This window comes from Streptomyces sp. NPDC001056 (genome assembly GCF_053598955.1).
Map to the genome: position 1 here is coordinate 19656 of NZ_JBSFLI010000037.1, position 11961 is coordinate 31616.

The following is an 11961-nucleotide window of genomic DNA, read 5'->3' on the forward strand; positions in this document are numbered from 1 at the left end:
ATCAAACCTGCGGTGTCCACCACGGGAAGACACCTTGCATCCTGCTCTTGATCTTCTCGCGAATTTCTCGGTACATCTCCTCCTCACTGAGCCCGGAACCGAAGTCGGTGCCCCTGTACACAGTCTCGAACCACTTCTCGATCAACTGCACTTCCCTGTTCGCCAGATTGTTCGCATCCTGCAACTTCCTCAACTCTGCCAGTCCCGGACGCTTGCGCTGGACTCGACTGCGATCCTTGCGACCACCCTTTTCTTTTTCCTCTCTGAATCTATCAAGGTATCCGCGAACGTCGTCGAGGGCCGCGTCCGGATGACTGTCGGCCATGCGGAGTTCGTCCTGCATCTGTTCGATCGCACGATCCAGGGCTCCTGGCGGCCCGTCGAGATAATCCGGCAGAATCTTCGCCCCGGCCGGAGCCCCCGCAGGAATCATGGGCTGCAGAGTGAAGGTGCGCTGAAGGCGCAGGATCTCACGCTTCCGGTCAGGGTCGGGAACCTGGTTGTACAGATCGGCCAGAAGGACACTGTTCACCATGTTTCCCGGGTTCCGGTCCCGCTCGCCGAGATAGGCGAGCGAGCCGACGAGCGAAACGTCTTCCGTTTCCTCGTACGGAAGTTGACTCCGCCGGTCGGAGTGCCACCGTCCGAGAGTACGGGCAATGTCACTGGTGTGCTGGGAACGCTGGAGGCGCTTGAGAATCTCGCTGTACGCCGTCGACGAGTTCGGGTTCCACTCTCTTTCCTGGTAAGTCTTTCCGTCACGGAACTTCTGAAAATATGGTCCGCTCGGCAGGCGGCTCCGCCATGTCTCCGCCCCACCCCAGTTCATGACCTGCGTGACCAGGCCCGAGTTCCTCAGCTGCGTGTGAGCGGATGCGATGTCCATTTGCGTCGGAATATTCGCGCGAAGCCGTGGCCTCTTCCCTCCCGGTGTCTGTTCACGCGTGGCACCGATCTGCTGCCCGCCCCCTCCCGCCGCCTGCAACTGCTGCGCCTGGGCCAGGATGTCCTCCTCCAGGTTGCGGATGTAAAGGAGGACGGGTTCCGAAGGGAGTTCCTTGCCATTGATGACGATCTTGCGCGGATTCAGAACGGCGAGATCGTCGAAGGACGAGGTGCCCTGGACCGCGAGTTCCGTCAGCCGGTACCAGATCCGCAGTCCCGCCAGGGTCGAACGGTGCACGACGCGTCCTACGCCCTTCGAAAGCAGCTTTGACAGCGTGGGGCGCATTCGCGCGACGATCTCCGACAGCCGCTTCTCCTTCGACTCCGGAGAGTCCTCGTCCTTCTTGCGACGGTCTTTCTTTTCCTGCTTGTCCTTGTGCGGGTCTTTGTCCTTGTGCGGGTCCTTGCCCTTACGCGTGTCCTTGTCCCTGTGCGGGTCCTTGCCCTTACGCGCGTCCTTGCCCTTGTGCGGGTCCTTTTCCTTGCGCGGGTCCTCGTGATCCTTGTTCTTCGACCGCCCCCGCCCCTTGCCCGACCCAGGCTCGTCAGGACCTTTCTCCGCGGGCTTGGGCTCGGACTCGGGTTTCGTCCTGTCGTGGTCGCCGTCCTTGCCGTGCTCGTCCTTCGGCTTCCTTCCGCCACCGTCACGGTCCTTCGGGCTGGTGGAGTCCTTGCCCCCTTCTTTCGGCGCGGCGGAGTCCTTGTCCGTCTTCGGCTTGGTGCCCGGCTCCGCCTCGGTCTTCGGCTTCGGGCGCGGCTCCGGCTCGGGCTTCGACTTGGCGGACGGGGTGGGCTGGGTGTCCGGCTTCTCGCCGGGGGCCTTCGGGCGGCCGTTCTTGTCCTTGGACGTGGGGGTTTTGGTGTCGTCGGAGGGCTTCGGTCTGCCGGGGGCGCCGTCTTTGCCGTGGGCCGGCTTCGGCGACTTGGCGTCCGAGTCGGACTTGTGGTCGGTGGACTCGTCCTTGGCCCTCTTCGCCGGGCTCCCGCCCTCGCCGTCCTCTCCGCCCCCGCGCCCGCGCCGACCGGGCTTGCCGAACTTTCCCTTGGTCAGTTTCGCCGCGACGCCCCTCAGCCGCTTCCCCACCTTCGCGACGTACTTGCCGATCTGGTTGAGGAGAGCCTGGTAGAGGACCTCCAGGAGGGCGACGACGCCCGCGGCGACGGCCTTGGCGAAGAGGAGGCCCGCGCCGCCCACGCGGACCGCCCTGAGCCAGGTGAGGACCGCCTCCAGGGAGCGGAGGATCGCGCTGAGGGCACCCCAGGCCGTGCGGATCGCGTCGATGACCGCCATCACCCAGCCTGCACCGGGAATGAGCTTCGCGACGACCTTGGTCATCACCAGCTCGCCGATGATGAGCGGGAGTTGGGGAACGACGGCGTCCCAGGCCTCCTTGACGATCTGGTCCAGGGAGATGCCGCCCTTGATCAGCTGGTCGATGATCGCCTTGGGGACGCCGATGATCTCCTGGATCTTCTCCTGGAACCATGACTTGACGGCCGTGGACACCTCGCGGAAGAGGTGGTTCTTCGCGCCGTCCACCGCCGAGTTCTTCGCGCCGCTGAGCCAGCCGCCCGGGTCGGAGAGGAAGTCGACCGCGATCATCATCCAGGCGCCCAGCGCGCCCAGGAGCTTCGAGGCGAACTCCAGGACCGACCTCACCGCCGCGACGACCGCCTTGACCGCCGCCTGGAGCGCCTTCTTCAGGACGTCAAGGAGGCTGCTGAGCAGCTTGCCGATGGCGTCGAGGAGGTCGCTCACAGCCTGCTTCAGCGCCTGGGCGAGACGGTTGACCAGGGCGATCGCCGCCGAGACGAGGTCGGTGACGAACTTGCGGATCCGCGCGGCGAGTTCGATCACGGCCCGCACCATCGCCACCGCGAACTCGATCAGGTCCTTGATGAGGTTCTTGATCGCGTCGACGATGTTCCTGCGGGCCTCGTTGATCCAGCGCTCGACCGTGTCCTTGAAGTTCTTGATGAAGCCGACGACCGCGTCCCGCGCCGCCCGGATGACCCGGACGATCGCGTTCTTGATCTCGATGACCTTCTGCTTGATCCAGTCGAAGGCCTTGCTGACCCAGTTGCCCGACTCCTGGGCGGCGCCGTCGCGCTTCTGGGCCGCGTCGCGTTCGGCCTTGTCGCTCTCGTCCCGGATCTTCTTGTCGCTGCCCTCCTTCTCCTTGTCGACGTCGTCGTCGGTCTTCTTCTCCTTCTCCTCGACGTCCTTGCGTACCTTGTCGTGCCGCTCGCTCTTCTTGTCGCCGAGGGACTTGAGCTGCCCGTCCTGCTCCTTGCGCCAGTCCTCGCGCTGGGCGGTGACCTCGCCCATGGCCTTCTGGCGCTCGCCGGCCTGCGACCTGGTGTTCGCCTCGATCTCGGCGTCGACCTTCTTCTTGTGCCGGTCCTGCGCGTCGCGGACGTCGCGGTCCTTGGCCTGCCTGCCCTCGGACATGCTCTTGGCGCCGTCGGTGAACGCCGCCCGGAACTGTGGACCGCGGTCGTGCTCCGCCACCTCGGAGGCCGCCTCCGGAGGCACCGCGCCGGTCGCCCCGCCGCTGTCGACCGCCCCGCCCTGACCGCCCTGCGCGCCGGGCACCTTGGCGGTCATCCTCTCCTTGGGGGCGTCCGGGTAGACCTGGTCCTCGCCCATCCCCCGGCCGGCGTCGTCGCGGCCCGTGCTGATGGTCTCCTGGCCCTTGTCGTCGACATGACCGTCCTGCTCGCCGGCCGTCTGCTCCGCCGCGCCCGTCATCCCGACGCCCGGCGCGTCGCCCGCCCGAGCCTGCTTCAGGGCCTCGTCCTTCGTCGGGAGCCCGGCGAACTTGGCGGCGAGCGCCTGCGGATCCACCACCGGCTTGTCGGCGCCGAAGAAGCCGGCGATACCGTTCACGATCTTGCCGCCGATGAAGCCGAGCGCCATCTTGAAGGTGTCCCAGCCGCCGGGCTCCTCGGCCTTCTCCGCCTCGATCTGGCCCTCGGGCTTCTTCTCGCCGGTGACCTCGGCGTCCTTCTGCTCCGGCGCCTGGGCTTCCTGCGGCTTGTCCTGCGAGTACTCGGCCGGGGCGTCCGTCCTCGGCTTGCCCGACAGCGTCTGCGGCGCCCCCGCCGGGCGCTGCATCGAGGGGGGTGCGGACGCGAGCGCCTCGTGCTCGTCGCCGACGGAGCGGTCCACCGCGCCGCCGACGCCGCCCATGGCCTGAAGTGCCTTGTGGGGCTTGAGTTTCGAGGCAGTCGTCAGGCCCGCCTCCGGGGAGACTCCGGAGAGGTCGGGGGCCGGGGCGGAGTCTTTCTTGCCCTTGGACCGAGCCGGGGCGGCCCCGCCGCCGCCCCCGGCACCACCGCCGCTGCGCGACGCTCCGCCCGTCGCGGCCTTCGGCGCCGGCGCGGCCTCGGGTTCGTCGGGCCCCTTTGCCGACTCCGGTGCCGGCCCGGACTGCGCGGCGGCCGACGCGGACGCCGACGTGGGCTTCGGGGCCGACGCCTCCGCCCGGCCGTGCGATGTCCTGCGCGACTCGTGTGCCGCTGCCGCATCCGCTCCGGACCCACTCGGCGCACCCGGCGCTCCGGACGAAGCCCCCTGGACCGCGGCCCCGGCCCCGGCCTCGGCCGCCACCGCGACCTCCTCCGGTCCGGCACCCGGCACCGCCGGGGCCCCCGCACCGCTCCCACCCGGCTGCCTCGCCTCGGTGTCCCCCTGCGCCGACTGACCGCCGGTCGCCTTCGGGGACTCCTTCTCCTGGCCGCCGGCGCTTTTGTCCCCCGCGGCGGCGGTGCCCTTCTCCTCCTTCGCGGCCGTCTCCCCGGCCGCGCTGCCGGCATCGGACGCTCCCTCGGCCCTGCCCGCCTGCTGCACCGTGGTCTGCGCGGCGACCGGGCCCGCCTTGGGGTCGTCGCCGCTCTTGGGGTCCCGGGTGCCGGACACCGGCGGCAGCGCGGCGGCCTGTTCCACCGCGGGACCGAGGCCGACCGGCCCGGCACCGCCGTCCGCACCACCCTCGGTCTCCCGCGCGGACGGCCCCGGCTCCGGCTCCGCGCCGGGCTCGGGCCCTTCCTCCTCCGGCGCGGCCGCCGCCTCCTCTGCGTCCTCCGCGTCACGCTCGGCCTGTACCTGGTCCGCCTTGGTCGGCGGGGCGGCGGGGAAGGACGGGACCGACGAGGCCGCGGACGCGCCCGGGGCGAGCTTCTCCGCGGTCGGTACGGCGGACACGTCGAGGTCCTGCGCGGGCAGGAAGTCCTCCGGCTGGAGTCTGACGTCCCAGGCGCTCCGTTCCCCGCCCCCGACCTCCACCTCCGACTCGCCGCCGGAGCCGAAGGGATCGTCGTCGGCCTCCTCCTCGGGTCCTTCGACGTCCTGGTTGCGTCGGCCTTCGAGGGTGCTGAACGGGCCCGGGAGCCGCGTGTCCGTGCCGGAGACCGTCGGCGAACCGGTGGGCTTCTCGCGGCCGCCCTTGTCCTGCGGCTTCACCTGCTGTCCGGCCACGGCGGCGTCGGCCGCACCCGGGCGGTTGCGCGCCGCGGACTCCTCCTCGCTCGCGGCCGGCGTCCGCGTCTCCTCGGCCGGCTCCCGGCCGCCCGGGTCCTCCTTCCCGCTCTCTTCCCGCCCGGCGGGTGCCGCCGTCTCGGTGTCGCCGCGCTGTCCGCCGCCCGGCGTTCCGCCGGAGGCGGCGGACGGCGCGGCCTGCTCCTGCCGGGCGGGGGCCGCCGCCGGTGCCGAGCCCTGCGGCCCCTTCGCCCCCGGTGCCTTCTCCTGCGCGCGGTGCGGCGCGTCCCCGCCCTGCGGCGTGGTCCCGTGCTCCGGCGTACCGCCGTTGCGCGGTGTGCTGCCGGCCGCGCCCTCGTCGCCGTCCCGCTCCTTCTCCGGTCCCGGTGCCAGGCCCGGCCGCTCGTCCTCCGCGCGCCGCCGCTCCCGCGCCCGCGGCGCGTTCTCCCGCTCGGCGCGCACCTGCTCGGCCAGGTCCGGCTCGATGTCCGGGGCGTCGTGCGCGTCGACTTCCAGATCCTGGTCGCGTACGTCGTACGCCCCGACCTCCTCGACGAGGTCGAGGACCCGGTCCTGTTCCGGGGCCAGCAGCCGGTTCTCCAGCCGGACGAGGACGCCGTCGAGCAACTCTTCGGGGAGACGGGCGAGTTGCTTGCGTGTTCGCTGGGACAGGTCCTCCGGGTCGCCGCGCAGGGAACGCACGACCGAGTTGGCGAGCCGGTCGAGCAGGGTCGCCGGGTCCATCGCCTCCGCGCGGTTGCGGTCGGCGTCCACCGTGGCGTACCGCAGCCAGCCCGGAGTCGCCTGGTTCTCCGAGACCTGGGGCGCGGACTCCTCGGTGGCGGGGCGGACGAGGTCCTGGGCGGCGGACTCGGCCTCCTGCTCGATCGCCTGCCGGGGGAGGCTGACCGCGCCCGGTTCGCGGCCGGCGCGCAGGGTGCCGAGGCCGTGCGGGTTCTGGACGGTGTGGAGGAGTTCGTGGACGAGGAGGCGACGGCCCTCGTCCGTGCCGGGTCTGAAGGCGCCCGCGCGGAAGAGGATGTCCTGGCCGACCGCCACGGCGTCGGCGCCGAGGAGTTCGGTCAGCCGGGAAGCGTCGCGGTCGGTGTGCAGCCGGACGCGGCTCAGGTCGTGACCGAGTCGGTCCTCCAACTCGCGGCGGACGCCGGGGTCGAGGGGCTGACCGGCGCCGCTGACGATGTTCTTCGGTTCCGGGGCACGGGACTTGGCGGCGCGTTCCCTGCGCTTGCGGCGGCGCTGTTCGGCGGACTGCTGCGCGCCGGGGTCCTGGGCGCGGGCGCTCATGGGGTCACCTCCCCGTGGCCGCTGAGCCCCTCGTGGACGGCGCGGGCCAGTTCCTGGCCGAGGCGGCGGGCGGACAGGCCGGCGGGAAGCGGGGCGAGGCCGGACAGGGCGTCGACGGCCAGGGGGCCGGACGACGCCAGCGGCACGCCGTGCAGCCGTACCAGGCGGGCGAGTTCGCGTTCGAAGGCGGCCGAGACCCGGGCGGGGTCCGCGCGGAAGCCGTCCAGGACCAGTTCGCCGATCTCCACGTGGATCGTCGAGGGCCGCTTGTTCACACCCATCCGCGCACCTCCGCGGGGGTCAATGAGCGCTCCAGTTTGAGGTATTCGGTGCGCGCGGCGGCGAGCATGTGCCGCATCTGCAGCCGGTCGCCCTCCTCGGCGGCGAGGAAGGCGCCGGACAGCGCGATGTTGCGGATCGAGCCCCCCGCGACGGTGAGCCGGGCCAGCAGGTCCGTGTCGATGTCCTTGAGGGGGGCCTGCGGGGGCAGTACGCGGCGCCAGATCTCGGCGCGTTCGTGCTCGGCCGGGAAGGGGAAGTCGACCACGAAGCGGATCCGGCGCAGGAAGGCCGTGTCGAGGGCCTGTTTCATGTTGGTGGTGAGGACGGCGAGACCGCGGTAGGCCTCCATCCGCATCAGCAGGTAGCTGACCTCCAGGTTGGCGTAGCGGTCGTGGCTGTCCTTGACCTCGCTGCGCTTGCCGAAGAGGGCGTCGGCTTCGTCGAACAACAGGAGCGCGCCGCCGCGTTCGGCGGCGTCGAAGACGCGGCGCAGGTTCTTCTCGGTTTCGCCGATGTACTTGCTGACCACCTGGGAGAGGTCCACGACGAACAGGTCCAGGCCGAGTTCCTTGGCCATCACCTCGGCGGCGAGGGTCTTGCCGGTGCCGGAGCCACCCGCGAACAGGGCGGTGACGCCGAGCCCGCGGCGCAGGGTCGCCGCGAAACCCCACTCCTGGTGGACGGTCGGCCGCCGTCGCACATGTGCGACGATCTCGCGCAGTACGGCGGTCTGGCGCTCGTGCAGCACGAGGTCGGTCCAGCCGGCGCGCGGCTCTATCCGGCGGCCCAGTTCGTCCATGCCGATGCGGGCCTCGTCCAGCCCCGCCCGCCAGGCGAGTTCGGCGGCGTCGGCGTCGTCCTCGTGCGGCAGTCGGCGGCCCACGGCGGCAGCGGCGGATCGCACGACGTGCGGCGGCAGCCGGAACTGTGCGACCAGGGAGCGCAGTTCGCGATCGTCCAGGTCGGCCACGTCGTCGAACGCGGCTGCCCACAGTGCGAGTTGCTCATCGTCGTCCAGGCGCGGCACGGCGACGCGCGTGGCACTCGGGCGTCCGGTGGGCAGCGGGTCCTCGCTGGAGACGACGACGGGTACGGCGGCCCCGCCGAGGAACGCCTCGGTGGCCGCGCGCTGGTCGCGGTCCAGGTACCCGGCCTCCACCAGCAGCGCGGCGGGCAGCAGGATCGCCTCCCGCTGCCACAGACGGGCCAGCCGGTCGCGCTCGACCGGGTCGGCCGGCACGTCCTCGGCGCTCATGGCGTAGAGCCCGAGCCCGCAGCGCGCGGCCGCGGCGGCCGCGATCTCGGCGCGGCTGCGCGGGTCGCCGCCGGTCACCTCGACCACCGGCGGCGCGTCGGCGCCCCGGCCCTCCGGCGTCCAGCCCTCGGCGAGCCGGCTCGCGGCGAGGTCGTACGACGGCGGCAGCGCGTCCGGCGCCGTGGTGCGGCGCAGCCGGCCGTGCAACCGGGCGTCGAGATAGGGCGAATCCAGGAGGAAGTGCAGGATGCGCTCGTCCAGCCGGAGCCGGGAGACGGTGAGCCGGGTCTCGTCCTCCAGCTCCACGATCCGCCAGCGCCGCAGGGGGGCCACCGGGGTGAGAGCGCTCCAGTGCGGATCGCCGAGGGCGGCGAGGGCGAGCGAGAAGGTGGGATACGACCGCTGCGGATCGCCCGCGGCCGCCGCGCACCGGGCCGCGGTGGTGGGGTCGAGTTCGTCGGCGGCGGTGAGCAGGACGAGGTCGCGTTCGAAGGGGGTGAGCCCGAAGAGGGCGACGAGCGCGTCGAGCGGGGTGGTGGGGGCCGCGGGCACGGGTACGGCGGCGGCATGCCCCCGCGTGGCTCCCTGGCCGGTGGACCGGGCCGCGTGGGCGTCGACGCGGGCCAGGACGCGCTTGATCCCGGCGGTCAGCGCCGAGTCGCCGCCGCCCGCTCCGGCCGCCTGCCGCTCGTCGTACGTGCCCATGTGCTCACCCGCCCCCGTCGCGTCGCCCATGCCGGATCAGTCGTCCCCGCCGTCCGCCCCGCGAGCGGGCGGCTGTGCCGGTTTCGCCGTCCGCGGCGTGCTCTTGCGGGCGCGCGCGGGGGCCTTCGCGGGAGCCTTGGCAGATGCCTTGGCGGGGGCCTTCGCCGCGGCCTTGGCCAAAAGCCCGTGCGCGCTCTCGGCGACCGCCTTCGGCGGCGCGTGGTCCTCGGCCCGGGTCTCCCCTTCCGCGCGGGACCCGACCGGCGGCGGCACCGGCGCTCCCGGCGCGCCGAACGGCAGCACCCGGACCTGCGGGCGCTCGACCGGCTTGGCCGGTGTGGGGGTCTCCAGGCCGTCGATGAGGACCAGGGAGGCCTGGTAGACGACGGACAGGGCGTAGGGGGTCTGGTAGAGCATCCCCCACAGCTTCGAGGTCTCGTCCACGTCCATCACGTTCGGTGTGAACCGCACCCGCTGGGCCGCCTCGGCGAGGTTGCTGCCCGCCAAGTAGGGCTTCTCGCCCGCGAGTTCGATGATCTCCCTGGGCAGGACCGGGATCTCGTGCAGGGTGCGCACGACCGAGCCGAGGAGGCGCTGCCCGACCAGTTCGGTCTCGTCGCCGTACGCGCTGATCACGTAGTTCAGGTCGAGTGCCGTGCTCGCCCGGCGCACCAGCGTGCCGTCGGGGGCGCGGGTGGGCAGGTCGCTGTTGCGCCGCGAGGGGTCGGGCGCGACCTGGTAGAGGAAGACGGAGATGGTCGGGTCGGTCGGCGGCTCGGCGGGCGGCTTGCGCGGCTCCACCTTCACCGCCATGTCGATCTCCGGCTGGAGGTGGGACTCGATCAGCAGGGCGAGGGCCTGGCTGACATGGGCGATGGCGAGTGCGTTGCTCATGGCGTCAGTTCCCTGATCCCCTTCGTCGTCCTACGGCGTCGCGCCCCCGTGCTCACTCACGCCCCCGCGCCAGGTAGTCCGCCAGGCTGAGGGTCGACCCCGCCCGCTCGGCGGCGCGTCCGCCCTGCCGTGTCCCGCCCGGTGCGGGCGGTTGCGCGGCCGTCACCTCCAGCCGGCCGATCTGCACGCGCACCACCTGTTCCGGCGCCCGTCCGGTGCGGCGCCCGGCGGTCTGCCGCACCGCGGTACGGGCCGCCGTCGTGTCCGCGGCGCTGGGGCGCGCTGCCATGGGCACGACGGCGGCCGGAGCGGCGCCCGCCCCCAGGGGGGCGGGGACGGACGCCGCGGACCGGTCCCCACCGGTGTCGGGGCCGGGCCGCCCGGTGCCCCGCGTCGCTCCGCGGGGCGCCGGGTGCGGCCCGGCGGTCAGGGGTGCCGCGGGGCGGAGCAGCGGCGCCTCGGCCGGGACGGGCGGGGTGGCACGCGTCGACTCCGGCTCCGCAGCGGGTCGTTCGGTGCGGACGACAGTCCGCTCGTGCTCCGTGTACCGCCGGACCTCGGTGGCGGGTCGTGGTCCCTCCCCAGGCGGCGCGGCCGCGGGGGCGGCGGACGGCCACGCCGTGACGCCGTCGGTGTCCGGCTCGGCACCACGGGCCCTGACCGCCTCGACGCGTTCGAACGGGCCGGGCAGCCGCGGCCGTACCCGGACGGTGTCCGGTGCCGTGACGGCGTGCCGGGCGATCAGCCGGTCGAGGAAGTCGGGCGCCCGGACGGGGTCGGGCACGGAGGGGTCAGACATCCGCACACAGCTCCAGGTAGTAGCGGCGGCGCAGCGGGCTCAGCGCCAGGATCTCCGGCTCGCTCCAGCCGTAGGCGGTGGCGAGCAGATGGACGTCGAGCAGCACGTCCCTCGCCCAGGCGTCGAGTTCGGTCCAGAGGTACGACGCGATGTCCAGCTCGGCGCGGGTCGGCGCCCCGCACTCGGGGCAGCCGACGTTGAGCGTCACGTCGGCGCCGGGGTCGGCGGCCTCGACGGCCTCGGCGATCCGCCGCTGCACCGGTGCCGGGAGGGCGTCGGCGGCGCGGGGCGTACCGTCGTGGGCCGCCGAGACCAGGCAGCGGGCGAGGAGGGCCGTGCGGGGGTCGGCGGCGCAGGCCGCGGCCGTGAGGTCGGCCGCGGCGGGCAGCCGGAAGACGATGTCCCAGCCGTCCTCGGCCAGCTGCACCACCGGTCGGCCGGGCCGGTCGAGGGACCGGGCGAACTCCCCGGCGTCCAGCTCGAACTCCATGTCGGCGCCGCAGGCGTGGCAGTCCAGCCGTACCTGCATCCGCTCCCCGAACAGGGCGCGGCGCAGGGCGAGCAGGTCGTGCTCGCGCTCGCCCAGCGGTACGACGGGCAGCGCCGCCGCGTCGAGGTCCGGGCGCGCCGTGCCGTGCAGCAGCAGGGCGCGCCCGGCGGGCGCCTCGGCAAGGCCCGCCTCCCAGGTGGCCAGCAGCGTGGCCGCCCCGGTGTTCGCCATGTTCCCCCCCCGGGTCCTCTCACCTCACCACGCGTCGTCTCAGGCCGGGTTGAGGAAGGAGGGCTCCTCGGGCTCGGGCACCTCGTAGTCCCGTTCCCAGCCCTCGCACTCAAGCTTCAGCGACTGGATGGCCACCGCGTTGGCGTTGGCGTCCATCTCACCGAGGACCTGGTACTCACTGGGCCAGGTCCGGTACAGCTTGTGCGAGACGGCGACCTGGCCGGCCTCGTTCAGGACCTGGATGACGATGTCCTTGCGGAAGTCGGCGAGGGAGACCTCCGAGCCGAGGCCCGCGCCGACCTGCCAGACCTTGTTGGCCCAGCGGTCGAACTCGGGGTCGTGGGTGACCCCGCGCTCCAGCGTGATGCCGTCGAACTCGGAGCGTCCCGGCGACTTGCGCGGGGAGCTGGGATCGCCGCCGTGGCGGTGCTTGACGACCTCGGTGGTGCGCTTGAGCGGGCTGATCTTGCTGATACCGGCGACCGTGCGACCGTCCCACAGGACCAGGAACTTGAAGTTCTTGTAGGGGTCGAAACGATGGGCGTTGACGGTGAACTCTGCCATCGGATTCCTTC

At 72.4% G+C, this 11961-nt stretch carries 7 protein-coding genes; all 7 read right to left on the reverse strand.

Features of this window, described 5'->3' with window-relative positions; translation table 11 throughout:
- Nucleotide 1 precedes the first annotated feature (1 nt).
- The 7 genes from ACWDD7_RS31460 to ACWDD7_RS31490 are packed head-to-tail and all read right to left on the reverse strand — an operon-like array spanning nt 2 to nt 11950.
- A complete protein-coding gene (locus tag ACWDD7_RS31460) occupies nt 2–6730 on the reverse strand; it encodes an eCIS core domain-containing protein (RefSeq protein WP_450459894.1) in 6729 nt (2242 codons plus the stop codon).
- Complete coding sequence (locus ACWDD7_RS31465) at nt 6727–7011, reverse strand: hypothetical protein (RefSeq protein WP_450459895.1); 285 nt, start codon at nt 7009–7011, stop codon at nt 6727–6729. Before ACWDD7_RS31465 ends, ACWDD7_RS31460 begins: the two co-directional genes overlap by 4 nt.
- Nucleotides 7002–8972 carry an ATP-binding protein gene (locus tag ACWDD7_RS31470; protein ID WP_450459927.1) on the reverse strand — a complete coding sequence of 657 codons (1971 nt, stop codon included), beginning with the start codon at nt 8970–8972 and terminating at the stop codon, nt 7002–7004. Before ACWDD7_RS31470 ends, ACWDD7_RS31465 begins: the two co-directional genes overlap by 10 nt.
- A gap of 36 nt (nt 8973–9008) precedes the next feature.
- Nucleotides 9009–9866, reverse strand: coding sequence for a DUF4255 domain-containing protein (locus tag ACWDD7_RS31475; protein WP_450459896.1), 858 nt, complete (start codon nt 9864–9866; stop codon nt 9009–9011).
- Between the two features lie 52 nt (nt 9867–9918).
- On the reverse strand, nt 9919–10665 hold the full coding sequence (locus ACWDD7_RS31480; protein WP_450459897.1) for a hypothetical protein: 747 nt from the start codon (nt 10663–10665) through the stop codon (nt 9919–9921).
- On the reverse strand, nt 10658–11386 hold the full coding sequence (locus ACWDD7_RS31485; RefSeq protein ID WP_450459898.1) for a T4 family baseplate hub assembly chaperone: 729 nt from the start codon (nt 11384–11386) through the stop codon (nt 10658–10660). The genes ACWDD7_RS31480 and ACWDD7_RS31485 overlap by 8 nt, the downstream gene beginning before the upstream one ends.
- A 39-nt stretch (nt 11387–11425) precedes the next feature.
- On the reverse strand, nt 11426–11950 hold the full coding sequence (locus tag ACWDD7_RS31490) for a phage tail protein (RefSeq protein ID WP_351876798.1): 525 nt from the start codon (nt 11948–11950) through the stop codon (nt 11426–11428).
- Nucleotides 11951–11961: the final 11 nt, after the last annotated feature.